This window comes from Kitasatospora sp. GP30 (assembly GCF_029892145.1).
GTDB lineage: Bacteria > Actinomycetota > Actinomycetes > Streptomycetales > Streptomycetaceae > Kitasatospora > Kitasatospora acidiphila.
The window spans coordinates 41,879-64,553 of record NZ_JARZAH010000040.1 but is presented as its reverse complement, the minus strand read 5'-3'; the positions used below and the strand labels follow the sequence as shown (position 1 = coordinate 64,553).

Sequence of the window (22,675 nt, the reverse complement as noted above, 5' to 3'; positions counted from 1 at the left end):
CACCGCACCGCCCTGTCGCAGCTCTCTGCATCCCAGCCGCCTGCCACAGCGGAACTCAGCGCGGCGTAGGCGACGCACACGTCGCCTACGCCGCTGCTGGTGGAACCGGTCAGGTGCGGCGGCGGCGCTCCAGCCAGGTGGCCAGGGCGGACAGGGCGGTGTTGATCAGGACGAAGCAGGCCGCCGCGACCAGGTAGGTGGGCAGCACGCTGTGGTAGTACTCGCCCAACACCTGCGCCTTGTGCAGTAGTTCGAGGTAACTGACCACATAGCCGAGGGTGGAGTCCTTCAGCAGCCGGACCAACTGGCTGACCAGGGTCGGGACCAGTCGGCGGACCGCCTGCGGGATCACCACCCAGGCCATCGCCTGCCAGTACGTCATGCCGAGGCTGTACGCGGCCTCCGACTGGCCGCGGTCCAGGGCCAGCACGCCGGCCCGGAAGATCTCGGACAGCACGGCGGCGTTGCCGAGCACGATCGGGATGACCAGCTGCCAGAACACCGGAAAGGTCAACCCGGCCCGGGGCAGGCCGAACAGGAAGATGTACAGCAGCAACAGCAGCGGCACGGCCCGGAACAACTCCACATAGCCGCGGGCCAGCGCGCGGGCCACCCGGCTGCGGCTGAGCCGGACCAGCGCGATCAACGCCCCCAGCGGCAGCGCCAGTCCGGCGGCGACGACCGTGACCAGCAGGGTCTGGCCGACACCGTCGAGCAGAAACCGGATGATCGCCCAGTTGCCGAACATCTGCCACTGCGAGGCCGCCAGCTGCCCGTGCGCGGCGAACTGGCGCAGCGCCAGGGCCACCAGCGCCGCCAGCACCAGGACCGAGACAGCGGTGACGATCCGGATCCGGCGCCGGCCCCGCGGGCCCGGGACGTCGAACAGCTGGTCGTCGTTCACCGTTTGCCCCTTCACCGTTTGATGGCCACCTTCCGTTCGATCCGGCCCGCGATCAGCCCGGAGGTCAGGGTGATCGCCACGTAGACCGCCGTGGTCAGCGCGAAACTGGTCAGCGGGTTGTCGTACGTGAGCGTCACCAGCTGGGCCTGGCCGGTCAGTTCGGGCACGCCGACGGCGGCGGCCAGCGAGGTGCCGAGCGCCAGGCCGATGAAGACGCTGCCCAGCGGCTGCACCATCGAGCGCAGCGCCTGCGGTATCACCACGAACCGCAGGCACTGGGTGAAGGTCAGGCCGAGTGCCCGGGCCGCCTCGATCTGCCCGCGCGGCACGGTCCGTACGCCCGAGCGCACCACCTCGCAGACGAACGCGGCCCAGTACAGCGCCATGGTGAGCGCCACCGTCGCGAACAGCGGGTAGAGCAGCCCGACTTCGGGCATCCCGAAGACGAACAGCACCAGCAGCACCAGCAGCGGTATGTTGCGGAACGCCGTGACGTACGCCGCGCCGGCCAGCCGCAGCGGGGGCACCGGGCTGATCCGGCAGATCGCCAGCAGCACCCCCAGCACCAACGCCCCCGCGAAGGCCAGCGCCGTCATCTCCACGGTGACCAGCAGGCCGTCGCCTAGCTGGCTCAGGACCGCCGTCAGCACCGGACTCAGCTCCCGGCGGCCGAGCCGACGACGGGCGGCGTCGGGGCGTCACCGGACAGTTCGGTGCCTATCGTCGCCTTCCACAGCTTGGCCCACTCGCCGTCCGACTCGATCAGCTTCAGCCAGTTGTTGACGAAGGTCTTCATCTCCGGAGAGCTCAACGGCACTCCGATGCCGTACGGTTCGTCGGTGAACGGCTGGCCGACCACCTTGACGTTCTTGTCCCGGGCCGCGTCGCCGAGCAGCAGCGCCTGGTCCAGCACGTACGCGTCGGTCCGGCCCTGCTCAACGGCCTGCTGGCACTCGGCGTTGGTCTGGAACAGCACCACCTTGGCGCTCGGGGCGAACTGCTTGATGTCGTTGGCGGCGGTCGAACTCGTCTCGGTGCAGACCGACTTGCCGTTGAGGTCGGACGCCTTGGTGATGGCGGTGTCGGACGACTTGACCAGGATGGCGTCGCCGGAGGAGTAGTACGGTCCGGCGAAGCCGACCTTCTGCGCGCGGGCGGGGGTGATGGTGTAGGTGGCGATCACCGAGTCCACCGTGCCGTTCTGCAGCAGGACTTCGCGGGTGGTGACGTCGATCTGCACCCGGTTGGTGCTCGGCTTGCCGATGATGTACTTGGCCAGCATGTCGGCCAGGCCGGCGTCGAAACCGGTCACCTTGCCGCTGACCGGGTCCTTGAGGGCGAACAGCGCGGCGGCGTCGGTGCCACCGACGTTCAGGGTGCCGCGGGCCTTGATCTTCGCCATCAGACTGCCGGCCGGGACGTCCGAGGCGGCGGCCACCGGCGCGTCGTCGATGACCTGTTGGTAGCTGTCCGCCCCGAGCGCCGAGCCGGACGAGCCGGGTGGGGTCGGCAGCTTGCTCGACGAACTGCACGCGGTCAGGCCGGACGCGACCGTCAGGGTGAGCAGCAGCGCCGGGAGGGTCAGGGAGGAACGAGTGGTCATGCGGGGTCTCCTAGCAGGCGAGGGAGCGCGGTGGTGCCGCGGGCGGTCGGCCGTCAGTGCCGCAGGATCTTGCCGAGGAAGTCGCGGGCGCGGTCGGTGCTCGGGTTCTCGAAGAAGACATCGGGCGGCGCGGTCTCCAGGATCCGGCCCTGGTCCAGGAAGGCCACCCGGTCGGCGGCGCGGCGGGCGAAGCCCATCTCGTGCGTCACCACGAGCATGGTCATGCCCTCGGCAGCGAGTTCGGTCATCACCTCCAGCACCTCGCCGATCATCTCGGGGTCCAGCGCGGAGGTCGGCTCGTCAAACAGGATCAGTCGCGGGTCCATCGCCAACGTGCGTGCGATCGCGACGCGTTGCTGCTGCCCGCCGGAGAGCTGGGCGGGATGGGCATCGGCTTTGTCGGCGAGCCCGACCCGGTCGAGCAGCTCCCGGGCACGCTCCTCGGCCCGGCCCCGGGGCAGCCCGCGCACCCGGACCGGCGCGAGCGTGACGTTCTCCAGTACCGTCCGGTGGCCGAACAGGTTGAAGGACTGGAACACCATCCCGACCTGGGCACGCAGCCGGGCCAGTTCGCGGCCCTCGGCCGGAATCGGCGTGCCGTCCAGGACGATCTCGCCGGAGTCGATGGTCTCCAGCCGGTTCACGCACCGGCAGAGCGTCGACTTGCCGGAGCCGGAGGCGCCCAGCAGGACCACGACCTCTCCCGCGTGCACATCGAGGTCGACATCCCGCAGCACATGCGACTGTCCGTAGTGCTTGTTGACTCCCCTGAGCTGCAGCAGCGCGTCCGCACGGGCAGCACTGCCAGGACCACTCGCCACGGACACCTCGCGCACCGTCTCGATCCCGACGGCCCGCGATCCGTGGGCCGGACCGGGTATCTACCCACAACTGGCCTTCACCAAGGCGAAGATGAAAGACCGTTATGTTTGCGGCCAGAGCGCCGTCACGGCAGGGCGAACTCGACGCAGCCGGTGTCCAGCGAGTAGTAGGCGCCGACCACCCGCATCCGGTGCTCGCTGATCAGCGGGGCGAGCACCGGATCGACGCGCAACTGTGCCACGGTGAGCCGGATCTGGGCGCGGATCGTGTTCTCGACCTGGTCGCCGGGAAGCGGCAGCGCCGCCTCGTAGGCAGGTCGGAGCGCCTCCACCACATCCTTGAACTTCGCCGGCACCTCGGTGCCGTTGTTGAGCGCGTCCACCGCGAACGTGACCGCGCCGCAGCGCTGATGGCCCATCACCACGACCAGCGGTGTGACGGCTTCCTCGGCTCCGTACTCCACCGCGCCCTGGATCAGGCCGTCGTTCGTCTGCGCCGCGGTCCGGACCACGAACAGGTCGCCGACCCCGAGATCGAACACGATCTCCGGTGGCACCCGTGAGTCGATGCAGGAGAAGACCGTGGCGAGCGGGTGCTGCCCTGCCGCCACCGCCATCCGGCGGGCCACGGTCTGGTGAGGATGGGTCAGCTGACCCGACACCCAACGGTCGTTGCCCTCGATCAGCCGGCGCAGCACCAGCTCCGGGTCGGTCGACTCCTCGTCAGGTGACCCGTGCGCCTGGCGGACCTCCCAGGTCGGGCGGCCGGTGGCGGCTTGCACCGGGCCGCCGAGCGCGGGGGTGGCAGCCAGCGCGGCGGCGCCGCCGATCAGGAACCGGCGTCGGGTCGGCACGGGCGCGGGGGTCGATTGGGACACGATCCGATCAGTCACTGGCTGCTCCGATGACGTGGGCTTCACCGCACTCATGCGCAGATCATCGCCGCGAAGCACGGCCTGCCACGCCCGACGCGCCCGACGCACGCGCGTATACGTCGCAGGATCGCACTCAAGGTGCAGCGTGCCACGCCCGTCCGCGATCCACGATCGCTCCACGCCCGTCCGCGATCCACGATCGCTCCACGCCCGTCCGCGATCCACGATCGCTCCACGCCCGTCCGCGAGCGCGGAGCCGATTCCAGGGCCGGCAACGGCCCGAGCCCTCGGATCGTCGATCTCCCACGGACCGATCGCATATCTCCTGTGGATCCCCATCCTCTGGAATGGTCGGCATGAGGTCGACGAGCAGGGAGCCGACGTGGCTCTGATTCAGGGGAGCGAGCGGGCGACGCTGGCCCAAGCCGCGCTCTACTTCGCGGATGAGAAGGCCGAAGCGACAGGGGCCTTCAACCTCGCGGTACGCGTGGAGGTCCGGGGCCGGATCGCGGCGGCGGACCTGGCCGCCGCCTGTCGGCGGCTGGTGGCCGCAACGCCGGCCCTTCGGGTGCGGATGGGCATCGACGCCTGGACCGGGGAGATCGTCTACGGCTTCTCGGATGACGAGCCCGAGATCGAGATGCTCGCCGAGCCGGTGGACGACGCCGAGACCTTCATCGCGGCGCGGACCATGCGGCCGTTCGAGGTGGACGACGGCCCGCTGGTGCGGTTCCTCGTGCTGCCGGTGGCTCCCGGGCACACGACGGTGGTCCTGATCGTCCACCATCTCAGCTACGACTGGATCAGCCACCGCCTCCTCGCCGAGCAGCTGAGCACGGCCATCGCCGGCGCCGTGACGCCGGCCTCGCCTGACGAGTACGTCCGCCTGGTCCGCCGGGTTCGCGCGGCCGAGGAGTCCGCCCTCACCGAGGACCGCGACTACTGGTACGACCGGATCCCGCCAGCGGCGATGGTCGCCCCGTTCCCGCGCGAGGGCGCCCCCGACACGGTGCTGCGGCGGATCATCACCGCGGATCCGGCCGCCGCGGCAGGCATCAGCGCGTGCGCCGGCTCCGTCGGCATCAGCGTATTCAAATTGGTCTCGGCGGCGGTGCACCACGCCTTGCCGGTGCCGCACAGCGGCGTGACCGCGCTCGGCGCGGCCGCGTCCCAGCGGCTCGCCGGCGAGGCCGCGGTGGTGGGGTGTTTCATCAACGAGGTGCCGCTGCCCGCGCGTCGGGAGGCCGGTGAGACAGTCGTCGACCTGGCTCGGCGGGAGCACGCGAGATGGTCCGACGATCTGCGGCGGCGCCACTACTCCTTCGCCGACCTCGCCGCGCACGTGCGCCGCGGCGGGGGTGCGGTGGAGGCACTGAACCAGGTGATGATCTCCTACCGCAGCCAGCAGCAGTCCGTCGAGCGCGCCTTCGCGGGTGTGACGTGCACGGCAGAGCTCGACGTTCCCAACTACGCCGCCAAGACCCCGCTGTCGGTGCGCTTCTTCGAGGACGGTGGCGGCCTCGGCTGCGAGGTGCAGTGGAGCGGGCACCTGTCGGCGCGGTCCGGCGAGCGGTACACGGAGCGCCTGGCCGAGTCACTCGCACAGTGCGCCGGAACCGCGGTGCGGATTGAGGAGGCCTCATGAACGGGATGAGTGGAACAACCGGGACGAGCGGGAACCAGAACGAGGATCTGATACCCCTCGGCGACACCGGGTGGCAGGTGTGGCGACACGTGGAGCTGCGCTCTGCCGGGTTCCCGTCGGCCATCGTCGAGCCGCTGGCCGACGACGAGCTGCTGGCGGCCGCGGCCGCCGAGGACTCCGAAGCTCCGGTGTCGGACGCGCTGGCCCGGGAGTACGACCGCGCCATCGCACGGATGGAGACGGCGCTCCGGACGGCTGCGGCGGACCCGATGCTCCGCGAAGCGGTCGCGTGGCAGAACCCCGCCATGCTCCGCGACTGCGTGGACAAGGTCGCCACCCGATCCAAGGCCCAGCCGGCACGGCAGCGCCGACGGGAGCTCAAGGTCGCCACATACCTCCAGCGCTACGGCTTGAAGAACGAGACCATCGGCTTCTTCGGACCGCACTGCTGGGGTCGATGGTGCGAGGACACGACCGGGATGACGGTCCGGCCCGGTGACCGGCTGCTGCGCCGACGCCAGGCGTACTTCGAGCACTGGGCCGTCGAAGCGGTGGCCCGGGCGCTCGCCGCCGATCCGCGGGTGCGGGTGTCCCTCAAGCCGCGTCGCTCGGAGGCCGACGCCCTGCTGGGCGACGGCAGTGTCCGCAGGCCGCGCGGCCCGGTGCGCAAGCTCACCGCCGCGGAGGCCGAGGTCTTCGACCTGTGTGATGGGGCCACGACGATCCTTGAGATCGAGCGGTCGGTCCCGGGCTACGCCGAGCGGACCGGCGAGAGCGTGTTGGCTGTCGTCGACCGGCTCAGCGCAGAAGACCTGCTGGTATGCGAACTTCCGCTTTCCGTAGGCGAGTTCCGCGAGCAGGAGCTGCGCGGCGAGCTCCTGGCGGTGGCCGACACGGCGGCCCGCGAGGAGGCGCTCGGCCTGCTGGACGAGGTGCTCGCCGCCCGCGAGGCCGTGACCGAGGCGGCGGGCGACGCCGACTCGGTGTTCAAGGCCATGGAACGGCTCGACGAGGTCTTCGAGCGGGTGACCGGGCAGGACCCGGCACGCCGGGCGGGGCAGGCCTACGGCGGTCGGCGCGTGGTGTACGAGGACACGGTCCGCGACACCGCAGTGGCGCTGGGGACCGACCTGCTCGGACAACTCGCCGCGCCGTTGGGCCTGTTGCTCGACAGTGCGCGCTGGTTCGTCGGCCAGGTGGGCGAGGCGTACGGCAGGCGCCTTATGCAGGTGTACGAGAGGCTCCGCTCGGTCTCCGCGGACGGCGAGGTGTCGCTGAACGCCGTCCTCAACGCGATGACACCTGATCTGGTCTACTCGTTCCAGGACCTCGCGCCGCCGGTCGCGGCGGTCGTCCCGGAGCTCCAGCGGCGCTGGGCGGAGATCCTTGCGGTCCCGGACGGCGTCCGCCGCCACCAGGTGTCGGCCGCCGACCTGGCCGGCCGTGTGCGTGAGCTGTTCCCGGCCTGCGAGCCGCCGTGGTCGTCGGCGGTCCACCAGTGTCCGGACATCATGATCACCGGCCGCGACCCGGAGGCGATCGCCGCCGGCGACTACGAGTTCGTCCTCGGAGAGCTGCATCTGGCGATCAACACGCAGGACAGCCCGGCTGGGATCGCGCAGTGCCCGGACCCCGGCCGGTTCGCCGCGACGGACGCGGCCGACCGCCGGACGCCGCGCGTGCTCCCGCTGCCCGCACGGGAATCCCCGGCGGTCAACTCCCGCACGTACCCTCCGGTGCTGGTCGGCCCGCAGGACCTGGTGTGGACCATGCATGCCCGTAACACCGGGACGACGGGCCGGGTCATCCCCGGCGCGTCCATGACTGTCCACCGCGATGGTGAGCGTCTGATCGTCAAGTCCCCCGAGGCGCCGGACCTGGACATCCTGGAGGTGCTGGGGGAGTACCTGTCCGGCGCCGCCATGAACGGCTTCAAACCGCTGCCGTCGGCCGCATACCGTCCCCGCGTCACGATCGACCGGCTCGTGATCTCCCGCGAGTCCTGGAGCATCGGCGTCACCGAACTGGCCTGGGTGCGGCGTTCCGACCGCGTCGAGCGGCATCGGGCCGCAGTGCGCTGGCGCGACTCGGTGGGGCTGCCGCGGCGCGCCTTCTACCGGGTCGCGGTGGAGGCCAAACCGATCTACGTCGACTTCAGCAGCATCGCGTTGGTGGAGTTGCTCGCCGCCGCGGTCCGGAGCGCGGCCGAGGACGATCCCGCGTCCCGGGTCTCGTTCTCCGAGATGCTGCCTGACCTGTCCGGACACTGGCTCCGCGACGGCGCGGGCGCGGCCTACGCGTCCGAGCTGCGGCTCGTCGCGATCGACGGCGCCGGCGCGTAACTCCCAGCCGGCGATGGCGACATCAGACTCACCGCTACCCCTGACCTAAGGACACGACACATGAACACCGCATCAGACCTGACGTCCAACGAGCCCACCGCCGAGCTGTTCGCACCGCAGGTCGCGGAGGTCTTCCAGGAGGTCCTCGGCGGCGACGCACCCGTGAACGGCGAGAGCGACTTCTTCGAGCTCGGTGGGAACTCGATGCTCGGCGCGCGCCTGGTCGCCCGGCTGCGCCAGGTCTTCGACGTCAAGGTGACGATCCGCGACGTCTTCCGGGCCAGGACGGTCGACGGCGTGGCCGAGGCCGTGGCCGTTCGAACCGCTCAGGGCTAGGGCACCGCCGGACACTGGAGACAGGTACGCGAATGACCTCAGCATCGCAGGGGTGGGACCGACTCGGCGGGGGCGGCCAGGGCGCCCTGGTCCTGGCCGTCGACTTCGACGGAAGCACCCGCCAGGAGGCCACCTTCCGGGACCTGGCCCGACTGCTGCCCGATCGGCTGGACGTGTGGCACGCGGTCCCGCCGACAGCGGATCTCGAGCACGCCGACCAGTACCTGGCCTGGTGGCTGGAGACCCTGCCGCGCTCCGGCGAGCGCGTCTCGGCGGTCCTCGGCTACTGCGCGGGCGGCGTGTACGCGGCGGCGCTGTCCGACGCGATCGAGCTCAGGCAGGAGGTTCGGCCCGAGGTCGTCCTCTTCAACCCGGGATCGCCGAACACGGCGACCCTCAGCCGCGATCTGTTCGGCGCGTTGGGGTCGATGACCGCGCTGAACGAGGACGAGCGGCAGCGGTTCCGGCAGCGCGCGGAGGAGATCGTCGAGCACTGCGCCGGCGACTTCGCGGCGCTGGCCGACGAGTTCTGCGCCGTCTACGTCGACGCCAGCCGGATCGCGTTCGAGCGGTGGGGCATCGAAGGCGAGGTCGGCGACGAGCTCATGGGTCTGTTCCGCGCCTACACGCGCTACCTGTCGGCGGCGCGCCAACTGGAGCGCCGGCCGCGGTGGGTGGACGCGTTGTCCCTCAACTCGGCTGACCACGAAGGCGGTTTCACGGGTCGTGAGACCTCGTTCGACAGCAGCCGCGCCGATCTGCTGCGCAGCCCGGCCGTCGCCGCCGCCGTCACGGCCACGCTCACGGTCAGCAGCTGAAAGGCCATCACCATGTCAACCCGAACCATGTCATCCCGACTTCCGACGGACGTGCGGCGAACGGTCCCCGAGCTGTTCGCTGAGCAGGTCCGCGCGACTCCCGACGCGGTCGCCGTCGTCCATGACGGCCGCGAGCTGACCTACCGGGAACTCGACGACAGGGCGGCCCGGCTCGCCGGAGTGCTCGCCGCCAAGGGCGTGGGGCCCGGCGCGCTCGTCGCCGTGATGCTCGACAGGTCGACCGACATCGTCGCCGCGCTGCTCGCGGTGCTGAAGACCGGCGCCGGGTACGTGCCGATCGCCATCGACGACCCGGCCCGGCGAATCGCGCACGTCCTCGCCGACTCCGCCGCGCCGATCGTGGTGGCGTCGGGCGAGGCCGCTCGCACCGTGCTCGCCGGCACCGACACCGGGGCCCGCGTCCTGCACCTGGAATCTCCGGAGACCGAAGGACTGCTGGACGCCTGCGACCCGGCTGGATCGGTGTACTCGGCGTTCTCGACATCCGCGGCCCCGCCGCCCGAAGACGACAGCACCGCCTACGTGATCTACACGTCCGGCTCCACAGGCATGCCCAAGGGCGTCGTGATCGAGCACGGAGCCCTGAACACCTACCTCGACTACGCGCGCACGCACTACCCCGCCGCGGCCGGCCGGACCCTGCTGCATTCCTCGGTCTCCTTCGACCTGGCCGTGACGAGCATCTTCCCCCCGCTGATCGCCGGCGGATCGGTCGAGGTCGTCGATCTGGTCTCGCTGGCCGACGGCGGTGCCCTTCCGCCGGGATTCCGCAAGCCGAGCTTCCTCAAGGTCACGCCGTCGCACCTGGCGCTGCTGCGTCGGCTGCCCGGTGAGTGTTCGCCGAGCGAGCAACTGGTGATCGGCGGCGAGGCCCTGCTCGGCGCGGCGGTGGAGGCATGGCGGGCGGCACACCCCGGGGTGAGCGTCGTCAACGAGTACGGCCCCACCGAGGCGACCGTCGGCTGCTGCGTGTACGTGGTCGAACCCGGTCGCCGGTTGGAGCCGGGAGCCGTGCCGATCGGGCGCGCCATCGAGGGCACCCGGCTGTACGTCCTCGACGACGCCCGGCGGCCCGTCCCCGATGGCGAGATCGGCGAACTGTTCATCGGCGGGGCCCAGTTGGCGCGCGGATACCTGAACCGTCCGGCGCTCACCGCAGAGCGGTTCATCGACGATCCGTTCGGCGAACCGGGCCCGGGGAGGACGTACCGCACCGGCGACCTGGTCCGGACGCGGCCGGACGGCGAGCTCGAGTACCTGGGCCGGGCCGACGACCAGGTGAAGGTCAACGGCTACCGGGTCGAGCTCGGCGAGATCGAGGCGGCGCTCGCGGGGTCCCCGCTGGTGGACCGGGCCGCCGTGGTGCCGAGCCCGGACGACGCCGGCAACACCCGGCTCACGGCCTACGTCGTGGGCGCGGCCCAAGCCGACGTCGACGCCGTCGAGTTGCGCCGGTTCCTGGCGAAGACGCTGCCCCAGTACATGGTCCCGGCCGTCTTCGTACCGATGGCCGATCTCCCGCTCACGGCCAACGGGAAACTCGACCGCGCGGCGCTACCCGGGCCGGAGACGGCCGAGCCCACCCGGTCCGGGGTCGGGCCGATGACCCCGGAGCAGGAACTGCTCTGCCGGATCATCGGGGAGACCGTCGGCGCCGAGGAGGTCGGTATCGACGACGACTTCCTCGCCCTGGGCGGCACGAGCATCGCCGCCGCCCGCGTGGTCACCCGCGCCCGCAAGGCCGGACTGCAGGTCGGTCTGATGGACGTGCTGCGCAAGCGCACCGTCCGGGACATCCTCGCCGACTGACCGGTCCCCGGTCTCCCGTTCAAGGAACAGGACTCTCCATGCTCCGCACTGAAGGCAGCACGCTCGGCGGCGTGCCCGCCGACGTTCACGACAACGGCCACACCGCCGCACTGGTCTACGATCTCGCCACCGTCGAGGATCCCCTGGAGTGGGTCACCGCCCACCGGGAGCCGCTGCGCGCCGCGCTCCGAAGCAGCGGGTTCGTCCTGCTGCGCGGCGCCGCGGGCGATGTCGGGGCGTTCCACGAGGTGGTCAGCGCGGTGGGCGGCGACCTGCTCGAGTACACCGAGCGCTCCACCCCGCGCAGCGCGGTCAGCGGCAACATCTACACCTCCACCGAGTACCCCGCCGACCAGGCGATCCCGATGCACAACGAGAACTCCTACGCGAGCCGTTGGCCGCAGCTGCTGTTCTTCTCCTGCCAGACCCCGCCCGCGACCGGCGGCGCCACCCCGATCGCCGACAGCCGGTCGGTGCTCGCCCTGCTGCCCGCGGATCTGCGGGCGCGCTTCGCCGACGGCGTCGTCTACACCCGCACGTACCGCGACGGGCTCGGCCTGAGCTGGGAGGAGGCGTTCCAGACCGCCGACCGCGGAGCGGTCGAGCAGTACTGCACCCGCCACGGCATCGAGTTCGAGTGGGTCGAGGACGGGCTGCGCACCCGGCACCGCCGGCCGGCCACCGCCCGGACCGCGCACACGGGTGAGGAGGTCTGGTTCAACCAGGCCAACCTGTTCCACGTCTCGAGCCTGGAGCCCGAGGTGCGCGAGGCCCTGCTCGGGGTGTACGAGGAGGCCGACCTGCCCCGCAACGCCTACCTCGCGGACGGCGGTTCGATCACCGATGAGGACCTGATGACGATCGCGTCGGTCTACGACCGCGTCGCGCTGGCGCTGCCGTACGGGCAGGGCGACGTCCTGATGATCGACAACATGCTGATGGCTCACGGCCGCGAGCCGTACACCGGCGACCGCCGGATCCTCGTCGCGATGAGCTGACCGGTCGCGACACCCCGACAAGAAGGAGGAAGCCATGGCCGACGGCCATGAGGCGCAGTTCAAGGTAGTCGTCAACCACGAGGAGCAGTACTCCGTCTGGGCCGCGGACCGGCCGAATCCGCCGGGGTGGTTCGACGAGGGGACGGCGGGTTCGAAGCAGGACTGCGTCAAGCACATCGAGCAGGTGTGGACGGACCTGCGGCCGCGCAGCCTGCGCGACCGGATGGCCGCTGCGGCGGACGCCTGATCCTGTGATCTTCTGAGCGAGGCTGATTGGTGATGGCGATGAATCAACGGTTCCGGCCGACCCCCGAGCAGTTCCCCGAGGCCGATCTGGATGCGGATGGTCTGGACAGCGTCCTCGACCGGTACCTTCCGGACACGGTCGTGGACATCTATGCCCTGTCGCCGCTGCAGGCGGGGATCCTCTTCGAATCGACGCACCGCCCGGGCAACGGGAACTACTTGACCCAGACGGTGTTCGAGATCCGGGGCCGGCTTGACACCGAGGCGTTCATCGCCGCGTGGCGGTACGTCATCGATCGGCACCCGATCCTGCGGACGACCTTCGTCACGGACGGCGTCACGCACCCCGTCCAGGTCGTCCACCGGGGCTTCCCGCTGCCGCTGCGGACCCTGGACTGGCGCGGCCGCGATGACGAGGCGATACACGCGGCGACGACCCGGCTGCTCCTCGACCGGCGCCACCGCGGCATGGACCTGGCCGCCGCGCCGCCGCTGGCCTTCGACCTGATCCGGCTCGACGGCGAACGCCGGCTGCTCGCCTGGCACCAGCACCACATCCTCATGGACGCCTGGAGCGGATCCATCGTCCGGGGCGAACTCGGCGCGGCCTATTCCGCGTTGGCCGCGGGCTCGCTCCCCGACCTTCCCGAGCCAGTGCCGTTCGGCCGCCACGTCGAGTGGCTGCGGCGGCGCGACGAGCAGGCCGACGAGGACTTCTGGGCGGGCCTGCTGGGCGGTTTCGACTCGCCGACGACGCTGCCGTTCATCGCCGCTGCCGCGCGCGAGGCGAGTTCGAGCAGCGCGTCGGTCGTCCGCACCGTCTCCCCGGCCCTCACCCAGCAGGTGGCCGAACTCGCCCGGCGCCACCACTGCACCGTCCACACGGTGGTGCAGGGCGCCTGGGCGATCGCGCTGAGCCTGTACAGCGGACAGCGGGACGTGTGCTGGGGCACCATCCTCTCCGGCCGCTCCGCGGACCAGGCCGACCTGGAGCGGATCGTCGGCCTGCTGATCAACACGGTGCCGGCCCGGGTCACGGTCGATGCCGACGCGGTCGTCGCGAACTGGCTTGCGGCGCTGCACTCCTCCCTCAACGGGATGCGCAAGGCGGAGCACATCGGCATCGCCCGTATCCAGCGGCACACCTCGGTGCCCAGCGGGACGCCGCTGTTCGAGAACCTGTTCCAGTTCGTCGACCTCCACCAGGATGCCGATGCGGAGGCCACCGGGCTCGATCTGCAGGTCATCCGGAGCTACGAGCAGACCGGATTCCCGCTGGACCTCAGCGTGGTGGCCGGCGACGAACTGCTGCTCCACCTGACCTACGAGCCCTCGCGGGTGAGCGCGGCCGACGCGGAACGCGTCCTGGGGGTCTACGAGTTGATCCTCGGGCAGCTGGCCGAGCGGCCCGAGGCCCGCATCGGCGAGCTCGAGGTCCTCACCGCCGCCGACCGCCGGGAACTGCTCGACTGGGGTCTGGGCACCCTGGGCAGCACCGTCGAGACCACGGTGCCAGAGCTCTTCGCCGCCATCCTGCCCACCGTCTCCGACGCGACGGCCGTCGTCGGGGTGGACCGGACCATGACCTACGCCGAACTCGATGACGGCTCCAGCCGGTTGGCCCGGGTGCTGCGCGCGCGGGGCGTGGGGGCCGACACCGTCGTCGGGGTCGCGATTCCCCGGTCGGCCGCCCTCATCATGGTGCTGCTCGCGGTGTTCAAGGCCGGTGGCGCGTACCTGGCGCTCGATCCGGTCGCGCCGCCGGAGCGCAACCGGCTGCTCGTCGGTGACAGCGGGGCCGAGGTCATCGTGGCCACGACCGAGTCGCTGGCCGGGATCGGTGCGGCGGCGCAGGGACGCAGGGTCGTCGTGCTCGACGACCCCGAGGTCCGGGCACTGCTCGCCGCGGAATCCGCCGAGGCGTTGGCGACGGCCGCGCATCCGGACTCGTTGGCGTTCGTGACCTTCACCTCGGGTTCGACCGGGGTCCCGAAGTGCGTCGGCATCACCCACCGCAACATCGTCCGGCTGGCGCACCGGCAGACCTACCTGTCGTCCGGCCCCGGATACACCGCCCTGCACACCGTCCCGCTCGCCTTCGACGTCTCCCTGGAGGAGATCTGGGTTCCGCTGGTCAACGGCGGCACCGTCGTCGCGCCCGCGCCCGGGCGGCTGGACGTTCCCGAGATCGCGGCGCTGATCCGGGAGCACTCGATCACCAGCTTCAGCCCCACCACGGGGCTGTTCCACCAGATCGCCGAGCAGGACATGGCGGCGTTCACCGGCCTGCGGCAGCTGCTCATCGGGGGCGACGTCGCGTTGCCCGCGCCCTGTGCGAGCGTCGTCCGCGCCCATCCGGAACTGACCCTGATCAACGCCTACGGCCCGACCGAGAACACCTGCGTCACGACCGCGGCGGTGCTCGGCCCCGAGCAGGGGCCGCGGGTGTCGATCGGTGGTCCGATCTCGGGGACGTCGGTGTATGTGGTGGATGAGAACTTCGATCCGGTGCCGGTGGGTGTGGTGGGGCAGTTGTGTACGGGTGGTGCGGGGGTGTCGCGGGGGTATCTGAATGATCCGGGCTTGACGGCGGTGCGGTTTGTGCCGGATCCGTTCAGTGCGGTGGCGGGTGCGCGGATGTACTGCACGGGTGATGCGGTGCGGTGGCGTGCCGATGGGCAGTTGGACTTCGTGGGTCGGATCGATCGGCAGGTGAAGGTCCGTGGTTTCCGGATCGAGCCGGGTGAGGTGGAGGCGCGGTTGATCGCGCATCCGGAGATCGCCGAGGCGGTGGTGGTGGCGCATGCCGACGGGGGCCACAAGCGTCTGGTGGCGTACCTGGTGGTGCGCGGTGGTGTCGAGGTGCCGGTGTCGGTGCTGCGGGCCCATGTGGGGCAGGCGTTGCCGGAGTACATGGTGCCGCAGGCGTTCGTGGTGGTGGAGCGGATCCCGTTGACCGCCAACGGCAAGGTCGACCGCGACGCGCTGCCGGCCCCCTCGCCCGCGGAGGCGGCCGAGGACGGCGGTGCCCGTCGTGCCCCGGGTACCGAGGCCGAGAAGGTGCTGGCGGAGGCGTGGTGCCAGGTGCTCGGCCTGGCCGAGGTGGGAATCGACGAGAACTTCTTCGAGCTCGGCGGCGACTCGATCATGGCGATCCGAGTGGCCTCCAAGGTCCGCCAGGCCGGCGTGATCCTCAGCTCCGGTGATGTGTTCGACCATCAGACCATCGCGGAGCTCGCCGAGGCCGCCGGGGCCGGTGGCGCGCCGGTGCGGGCGCAGCAGGGGCCGGTGACCGGCGAAGTCCCCCTGACTCCGATCCAGCACTGGTTCCTCCAAACCCACGGCCCCGAAAGCCACTTCAACCAGTCGAAGTTGCTGCGCTGGCACGACAAGGCCGACCCCGAGGCGCTGCGCGACGCGCTGTCCGCGCTGGCCGGCCACCACGACGCGCTGCGGCTGCGGCTGGAGGAACGCGACGGCCGCTGGCACCAGTACCTCGCACCGGTCGACGACACCGACCTCCTCGAGATCATCGACGCTTCGGCGTGGCCGCAGGCCCAGCGCGAGGAACTGGCCGAGGCGGCCGGGGCGCGGGCCCAGGCGGGCCTCGACCTCGTGACCGGCCCGATGATGCGCGCGGTCCTCTTCGACCACGGCGGGACCGCGCCGGACGAACTGCTGATCGTCGTCCACCACATGGCGGTCGACATCGTCTCCTGGAGCTTCCTCGTCGGCGATCTGGCCGCCGCGTACACGAGCGCCGTGCGCGGCGAGCCCGTCGAACTGCCGAGCAAGACCACGTCGTTCAAGGAATGGGCGGAGCACCTGCAGCGGTACGCGGCCGGCCCGGCGTTCCAGAAGGACGCGGAGTACTGGACCCAGGCCCGCAGCCGGACCACGCCGCTGCCCCGCGACGCGGCTTCCGGGTCGGACCCGGCGGGGACCGGCCGGGTGGTGGTCGAGCTGGACCTTGCCGAGACCGACGCGTTCCGCGCCGCGACGAGGCGCACCACCGGCCGGATCACCGCCGCCGAACTGCTGCTCGTCGCGGCCGTCCCGGCGCTGCACGACTGGGTGGGCGGCGGCGCCGTGGCCCTCGACGTCGAGATCCACGGGCGCGAGGCGTTCGCCCGCGACCAGGACGTCGCCCGGACCGTCGGCTGGTTCACCGCCGTCCATCCGATGACCCTGCACCTCACGGCTGGTGACAGCCTCGGCTCCTACGTGGCGCAGGTGCGGGACCAGACCCAGGCGATGCCCAACCGCGGCATGGGCTACGGCGTCGCCCGCTACCTCGCCGGCCCCGAACTCGCCGCGGCGGTCAGCTCCGACGCGGAGATCGGCTTCAACTACATCGGCGAGGCGGGTGACGCACCCGGCGACGGCAGCTTCCCCTTCACGGACCTGCCCCGCACGCTCGGGTCGGAGGCGCCGGCGGACTTCGCGAGCTCCTATCCGCTGGAGGTCATGGCCGGGATCATCGACGGCCGGCTCCAGGTGACGTGGCTGTACGCGGCCGACGCCTTCGACCGTCAGACCGTGCGGTCCGTCGCCGAGAACCACCTCCGGGAACTGCGGCGCTTCGTGAACCAGATCTCGCTCTGGGACGCGGACCAGGCCGAGCCCGAGGAGTGGCTGCGGCGCATCCATCCGAAGACGCCGCTGCTGATCGGACCGATGGTGCGCTACCGCGTGCCCGGTCTGAGCGTCGCCACGATCACGGATGGCGAGATCACGGCGTGGGGGAGCGGCGTGACCGCGGCCGGCGGCTCGGTCCCGGTGACCGAGCACACGGTCTTCCAGGTCGGGTCGGTGGCGAAGCACCTCGCCGCCATCGCGGTGATGCGGCTCGCCCGCGACGGTGTGCTCGGGCTCGACACCCCCGTGAACGAGCTGCTGCTCGAGCAGCGCGTCGACACGCTGGACCCGGCCCAGCCGGTGACGGTCCGTCATCTGCTGTGCCACAGCGCGGGACTGAGCTCGGACGAGGACGCGGAAGGGCCGCTCGTCGCCGTCAGCCGACCGGCGGGCTCCCACTACGAGTACAGCCTCGCGAACTACACGCTGATCGAGCGGATCATCGCCGACGTCACCAACCTCGCGTTCCCGAAGGCGCTGAGGACTCTGGTACTCGATCCCCTGGGCATGGACGACACGGTGTTCCTGCCCGAGTTCCCCACCGGGGCAGGGGACGCCGTCGCCGTCGGGCACACCGCGACCGGGCGCCGCTACGGGCGCGGTCGGCGTCCCGCCCACGCGGCGGCGGCCGAACTCGTCTGGATGTCCGCCTCGGACCTGGCCCGGGTCGGTCTCGAGCTCCACCGCGCGCTGACGCAGGACCGGGGAGCCGTGCTCAGCCGTTCGGACATCGAGCAGATGCTCGACGGACTGCGGACCGGTTACGGGCTCGGCACCTCCGTGAAGACCGTGGCGGGCAGGCGGTGGATCGGACACCCCGGCGACGGTCCGGGATTCCGCAGCGTCTACGCCGTGGATCCGGTGTCCGGCCACGGCTTGGTGATCCTCGCCAACGGCGACGGCGCCACGCCGCTGCTCGAAGATCTGCTCGCCGAACTGCGGGTCGACCTGGTGATGCGCGCCCAGGGCCCGCTCATGACTTGGGACAGGGGATAGCCCGATGACCGGTGTCGAAAGCGTCGCGAGCCGGGAGCTCCGGGTCGGCGGCAAGACGATCGACCTCGCCGCCAGGCTCGCCCGGCGCGCGATCCCGCGCCGGGCGGGCGCGGACGCCGTGCTCTCGCCGATCCAGCGCGGAGTCTGGGCGGCCGGGCAGCTGGCCGCCGACGAGGGCCTCTACACCATGACCGAGCTGTCGTGGCTGCGCGGAGCGCTGGATCACGAAGCCCTCCGGCAAGCCTTCACGGACCTCGCACGGCGCCACGAGACGCTGCGGACGACCTTCGCCGGCGAGGACCCGCCGCGCCAGTCGGTCGCCCCTCAGGCCTCGGCGGCGGTCGACTTCGAGGTCATCGACCTGAGCGCCGACGGCGGAGCAGCCCGCGAGCACGCAGTGGGGGCGCTGACACGCGAAGGCGCCCGCCCGTTCGACCTCGCCGGCGGGCCGCTGTGGCGGGTCCGGCTGGCCCGCACCGCGGCGGACGAGCACCTGCTCCTGCTGGCCATGCACCACCTGATCGGTGACGAGTGGTCACTCGGCGTCCTGCATCGTGAGCTCGACGCCTGCTACACGGCCCGGGTGACCGGCGCCCCGGTCGAGCTTCCGGCAGTCCCCGTCCAGTACGGCGACTATGCCGAGTGGCAGGCGGCCCGCCTCGACTCCGAGCCGGGCGAGCGCGATCTCGGGTACTGGCGCGATGCGCTCGCGGGCATCCCCCACGTGCTGGAGCTGCCGACCGACCGGCCGAGGACCTCGGCGCGCTCGCCCAGGGGCCACCGCGCGGAGTGGACGATGTCCGCCGAGCAGAGCCAGCGGTTCCGCGATCTCGCCGCCGCCGCAGGCGCCACGCCGTTCACCGCGATGGTCGCGCTGTTCGCCACGGTCCTGAGCCGGCATTCCGGGCAGTCGGATCTGGTGATCGGCGCCGCGGTCTCCGGCCGCCGGCGCACCGAGACCGAGGGGCTGGTCGGCCTGTTCGCCAACCTGGTGCCGATCCCGGTCCGGCTCGGCGCCGCCGCCACCGTCGAGGACGCCGTGCGGCACACGGCGAGAGCGTTCCTGGGCACCCTGGACCATCAGGACATCACGCTGGAGCGCATCGTCTCCGAGCTGGGCGTGCCCCGCGGTGGCTCGCGGATGCCGCTGTGCCAGGCGGTCGCGGACTGGGTGGACACCGAGGCAGGCGGCTGGTCGCTGGCGGAGGTCGCCGCCGAGCCGGTGCCCGCCGACCTCGGCTCGCTGAAGAACGACCTGATGCTCGTCGGGCTCGGCCGGGGCCCCGTGATCGAGTTCGAACTGATCGGGGAATCTGGGCTGTTCGAACCGGCGACGGTGGGGGTCCTGATGGACCACTTCCGGCAGGCCGTCGAGCAGGCCATCACCGATCCCGCGGCCGCGCCGGCGGGCTTGCGGCTGGACTCGGCCGCTGAAGCCGATCGGATCACCGCGTGGACGGGGTCGGTGCACTGGGACCGATCGACCGGGACCATCGGCGAGCTGTTCGCCGACGCGGCGGCGCGGTACCCGGACGCCGTCGCACTGACCGGGGCCGGTGGCACCTTCGACTACGGCGAGCTCGACGCGCAGACGAACCGGGTGGCCCGGCTGCTACGTGGCCACGGGGTGACCGCGGATTCCGTCGTGGGGATCGCGGTTCCGCGATCGGCGCAGACGGTGGTCGCGTTGCTGGGAGCCCTGAAGGCCGGCGGTGCTTATCTCTTCCTGGACCCGGCCGGACCGGCCGAGCGTGCCGCCGGCTATGCCGCGGCCAGCCGGACCGAGGTCATCGTGGCCACGACCGAGTCGCTGGCCGGGATCGGTGCGGCGGCGCAGGGCCGCACGGTCGTCGTGCTCGATGATCCAGAGGTCCAGGCCGCGCTCGCCGCGGAACCCGCCGATGCGCTGGCGACGGCCGCGCACCCGGACTCGCTCGCGTACGTCAGCTTCACCTCGGGTTCGACCGGGGTCCCGAAGTGCGTCGGCATCACGCACCGCAACATCCTGCGGCTGGCCTACCTGCCCGACTTCCTGGCCCACGGCCGGGATGAGACGTTCATCCAGCTCGCGCCGCTCAGCTTCGACATCTCCGCCATCGAACTGTGGACGAGCCTGCTGCAGGGCGGGCGACTCGTGATGCCGAGGGCAGGGCAGCTGGACATCCCCGAGATCGCGGCGCTGATCCGCGAGCACTCGATCACCAGCCTGGTCACCACGACCGCACTGTTCAACCAGTTCGTCGAGCACGATCTCGAAGCGCTCGCCGGCCTTCGGCAGGTCGCGATCGGTGGCGACGTGGCCATGCCGAGCGCGTTCGCGGCGGCGCTCGCCGATCCGGCGACCCGCGAGGTGGCGCTGGTCCACTGCTACGGCCCGACCGAGAACACCGGTACGACGACCAGCGTCGTCATCAAGGACGCCGTCGATGCGCGGATACCGATCGGTGGTCCGATCTCGGGGACGTCGGTGTATGTGGTGGATGAGAACTTCGATCCGGTGCCGGTGGGTGTGGTGGGGCAGTTGTGTACGGGTGGTGCGGGGGTGTCGCGGGGGTATCTGAATGATCCGGGTTTGACGGCGGTGCGGTTTGTGCCGGATCCGTTCAGTGCGGTGGCGGGTGCGCGGATGTACTGCACGGGTGATGCGGTGCGGTGGCGTGCCGATGGGCAGTTGGATTTCGTGGGTCGGATCGATCGGCAGGTGAAGGTCCGTGGTTTCCGGATCGAGCCGGGTGAGGTGGAGGCGCGGTTGATCGCGCATCCGGAGATCGCCGAGGCGGTGGTGGTGGCGCATGCCGACGGTGGTCACAAGCGTCTGGTGGCCTACATCGTCGTGCGGGGTGGTGTCGAGGTGCCGGTGTCGGTGCTGCGTGCTCATGTGGGGCAGGCGTTGCCGGAGTACATGGTGCCGCAGGCGTTCGTGGTGGTGGAGCGGATCCCGTTGACCGCCAACGGCAAGGTCGACCGCAAGGCGCTGCCGGCGCCGGTCCTGGCGGAGGAGGCCGGTGCGGATCGCCCCCGCCGGGCCCCGCGTACCCGGACCGAGGAGGTGCTGGCGGAGGCGTGGTGCCAGGTGCTCGGTCTGGCCGAGGTGGGAATCGACGAGAACTTCTTCGAGCTCGGCGGCGACTCGATCATGGCGATCCGAGTGGCCTCCAAGGTCCGCCAGGCCGGCGTGACGCTCACCTCCGGTGATGTGTTCGACCACCAGAGCATCGCGGAACTCGCGCAGGCCGCCGGAACCAGTGGCGCCCCGGTGCGGGCGCAGCAGGGACCGGTGACCGGCGAAGTCCCGCTCACCCCGATCCAGCACTGGTTCCTCCAAACCCACGGCCCCGAAAGCCACTTCAACCAGTCGGTGCGGCTGGAGTGCGCCGAGCAACTGGACTCGACGTTGCTGAGCGACGCGCTGTCCGCGCTGGTCGGGCACCACGACGCGCTGCGGCTGCGGCTGGAGGAACGCGACGGCCGCTGGCACCAGTACCTCGCACCGGTCGACGACACCGACCTCCTCGACATCGTCGAGGGCGCCGGCCTGACCGCCGACGAGGCAGAACAGGCGCTGCTGGCCGCCGCCGAAGCCGCCCAGGCGTCCTTCGCTCTCGCCACCGGACCGCTGCTGCGCGCGGTGCTGCTCGAAGCGGACGAAGGCCCCGACCAACTGGTGCTCGTCGTGCACCACTTGGCGGTGGACACCGTGTCCTGGGACATCCTGCTGCAGCACCTCGGTCTCGTCTACGGCCAGCTCGAAGCCGGTCGGCAGCCGAGCCTCCCCGCCAAGACGACCTCGTTCCAAGCCTGGGCAAGCGCGGTCGCCGCCCGAGCCCGATCCGAGGAGTTCGCCCCGGCAGCCGAACACTGGCGTGCGCTCGGCACCATCCACGCGGGCGAACTGCCGCACGGTGAAGGCGCCGGCAGCAACCTGGCCGCCGACGCAAGGACCGTCTCCGGCACCTTGGACAGGGCGGCGACGGAAGCACTCGTGCGCCGATCGGCGGCGGTCCACCGCACCGACATCAAGTCCGTGCTGATGACCGTCCTCGTCCGGACTCTGGCGGACTGGACGGGGAGGCGGGAGTTCCGGATCGACACCGAGGGCCACGGCCGCGACGCCCTGGGCACAGACCTCGACGTGTCGGCCACCGTCGGGTGGTTCACCGCGGTCTACCCGGTGCACGTGCGCCTGCCGGAGGGAGACGACCCGGTCGCTCAACTGCTGGACGTCCACCGGCAGTTCTCCGGACAGCCGGTCGGCGCCGGGTACGGGATGACCAGGTACCTACGCGACGCGTCCGAGCCCTGGACCGCGTCGGACCTCTGCTTCAACTACCACGGGCAACTCAGCTCGGGCTCGGAGGACGGCCTGCTCCGGCGGGCTCGGGGTGAACGCGGCGCGGAGTTCGCGCCCGGTCTCCCGCGCCCCTACCGGTTCGATGTGACGGCGCTCGTCGCGGACGGCGAACTGCGACTGCACTGGGGGTATCCCGGCCGCGAATGGGAGGCGTCCGCCATCCAGGAGCTGGTCGACCGGTTCCTCGGGCACGCCCGCACCCTGGCGATGAGCTGCGGGCTCGGCGCCGACCCGGAGGAGGAAGAAGCACCGTGACACCGCCCCGGACGCCG

At 71.3% G+C, this 22,675-nt stretch carries 14 protein-coding genes; 9 read left to right on the top strand and 5 right to left on the bottom strand.

From position 1 onward, the window contains the following. Positions 1-109 precede the first annotated feature (109 nt). From P3T35_RS33910 to P3T35_RS33890, 5 genes are all read right to left on the bottom strand, one after another. Entirely contained in the window at positions 110-904 is a 795-nt protein-coding gene (locus P3T35_RS33910; protein ID WP_280709019.1) for an amino acid ABC transporter permease, read from the bottom strand. A gap of 11 nt (positions 905-915) precedes the next feature. Further along, a complete protein-coding gene (locus P3T35_RS33905) occupies positions 916-1,554 on the bottom strand; it encodes an amino acid ABC transporter permease (protein ID WP_280709017.1) in 639 nt (212 codons plus the stop codon). A 5-nt stretch (positions 1,555-1,559) separates the two neighbouring features. Next, complete coding sequence (locus P3T35_RS33900; protein ID WP_101384294.1) at positions 1,560-2,507, bottom strand: glutamate ABC transporter substrate-binding protein; 948 nt, start codon at positions 2,505-2,507, stop codon at positions 1,560-1,562. A gap of 53 nt (positions 2,508-2,560) precedes the next feature. After that, positions 2,561-3,334, bottom strand: coding sequence for an amino acid ABC transporter ATP-binding protein (locus P3T35_RS33895; RefSeq protein ID WP_280709014.1), 774 nt, complete (start codon positions 3,332-3,334; stop codon positions 2,561-2,563). 119 nt (positions 3,335-3,453) lie between these two features. Continuing rightward, positions 3,454-4,182: a carbonic anhydrase gene (locus P3T35_RS33890; protein ID WP_180356801.1), complete on the bottom strand. Its 729-nt coding sequence runs from the start codon at positions 4,180-4,182 to the stop codon at positions 3,454-3,456. A gap of 403 nt (positions 4,183-4,585) precedes the next feature. Between P3T35_RS33890 and P3T35_RS33885 the strand changes: the two genes are divergently transcribed. Genes P3T35_RS33885 through P3T35_RS33845 form a run of 9 tightly spaced genes read left to right on the top strand, consistent with a single transcriptional unit; the run spans position 4,586 to position 22,658 of the window. After that, complete coding sequence (locus tag P3T35_RS33885; protein WP_180356802.1) at positions 4,586-5,848, top strand: condensation domain-containing protein; 1,263 nt, start codon at positions 4,586-4,588, stop codon at positions 5,846-5,848. Next, positions 5,845-8,190 carry a lantibiotic dehydratase gene (locus P3T35_RS33880; RefSeq protein ID WP_101384296.1) on the top strand — a complete coding sequence of 782 codons (2,346 nt, stop codon included), beginning with the start codon at positions 5,845-5,847 and terminating at the stop codon, positions 8,188-8,190. Before P3T35_RS33885 ends, P3T35_RS33880 begins: the two co-directional genes overlap by 4 nt. Positions 8,191-8,250: 60 nt before the next feature. Next, the gene (locus P3T35_RS33875) at positions 8,251-8,526 is read left to right on the top strand and encodes a phosphopantetheine-binding protein (RefSeq protein WP_101384297.1); all 276 of its coding nucleotides are present in this window, start codon (positions 8,251-8,253) and stop codon (positions 8,524-8,526) included. A gap of 32 nt (positions 8,527-8,558) precedes the next feature. Further along, positions 8,559-9,344 (top strand): HMG-box domain-containing protein, encoded by a 786-nt coding sequence (locus P3T35_RS33870; protein ID WP_101384298.1) that lies wholly within the window; start codon positions 8,559-8,561, stop codon positions 9,342-9,344. 27 nt (positions 9,345-9,371) lie between these two features. Next, entirely contained in the window at positions 9,372-11,174 is a 1,803-nt protein-coding gene (locus tag P3T35_RS33865; protein WP_101384299.1) for a non-ribosomal peptide synthetase, read from the top strand. Between the two features lie 38 nt (positions 11,175-11,212). Further along, complete coding sequence (locus P3T35_RS33860; protein WP_101384300.1) at positions 11,213-12,172, top strand: TauD/TfdA family dioxygenase; 960 nt, start codon at positions 11,213-11,215, stop codon at positions 12,170-12,172. Positions 12,173-12,206: 34 nt separating this feature from the next. Then, positions 12,207-12,419: an MbtH family NRPS accessory protein gene (locus tag P3T35_RS33855; RefSeq protein WP_101384301.1), complete on the top strand. Its 213-nt coding sequence runs from the start codon at positions 12,207-12,209 to the stop codon at positions 12,417-12,419. 32 nt (positions 12,420-12,451) lie between these two features. Beyond that, positions 12,452-18,052: a non-ribosomal peptide synthetase gene (locus P3T35_RS33850; RefSeq protein ID WP_101384302.1), complete on the top strand. Its 5,601-nt coding sequence runs from the start codon at positions 12,452-12,454 to the stop codon at positions 18,050-18,052. A 4-nt stretch (positions 18,053-18,056) separates the two neighbouring features. Then, positions 18,057-22,658 (top strand): non-ribosomal peptide synthetase, encoded by a 4,602-nt coding sequence (locus P3T35_RS33845; protein ID WP_101384303.1) that lies wholly within the window; start codon positions 18,057-18,059, stop codon positions 22,656-22,658. Positions 22,659-22,675: the final 17 nt, after the last annotated feature.

What these genes read in the sequence shown, in the direction of transcription:
- P3T35_RS33900 (WP_101384294.1), bottom strand. Translation starts at nt 2,507, where the DNA reads ATGACCACTCGTTCCTCCCTGACCCTCCCGGCGCTGCTGCTCACCCTG.
- P3T35_RS33880 (WP_101384296.1), top strand. Translation starts at nt 5,845, where the DNA reads ATGAACGGGATGAGTGGAACAACCGGGACGAGCGGGAACCAGAACGAG.
- P3T35_RS33875 (WP_101384297.1), top strand. Translation starts at nt 8,251, where the DNA reads ATGAACACCGCATCAGACCTGACGTCCAACGAGCCCACCGCCGAGCTG.
- P3T35_RS33870 (WP_101384298.1), top strand. Translation starts at nt 8,559, where the DNA reads ATGACCTCAGCATCGCAGGGGTGGGACCGACTCGGCGGGGGCGGCCAG.
- P3T35_RS33865 (WP_101384299.1), top strand. Translation starts at nt 9,372, where the DNA reads ATGTCATCCCGACTTCCGACGGACGTGCGGCGAACGGTCCCCGAGCTG.
- P3T35_RS33860 (WP_101384300.1), top strand. Translation starts at nt 11,213, where the DNA reads ATGCTCCGCACTGAAGGCAGCACGCTCGGCGGCGTGCCCGCCGACGTT.
- P3T35_RS33855 (WP_101384301.1), top strand. Translation starts at nt 12,207, where the DNA reads ATGGCCGACGGCCATGAGGCGCAGTTCAAGGTAGTCGTCAACCACGAG.
- P3T35_RS33850 (WP_101384302.1), top strand. Translation starts at nt 12,452, where the DNA reads ATGGCGATGAATCAACGGTTCCGGCCGACCCCCGAGCAGTTCCCCGAG.
- P3T35_RS33845 (WP_101384303.1), top strand. Translation starts at nt 18,057, where the DNA reads ATGACCGGTGTCGAAAGCGTCGCGAGCCGGGAGCTCCGGGTCGGCGGC.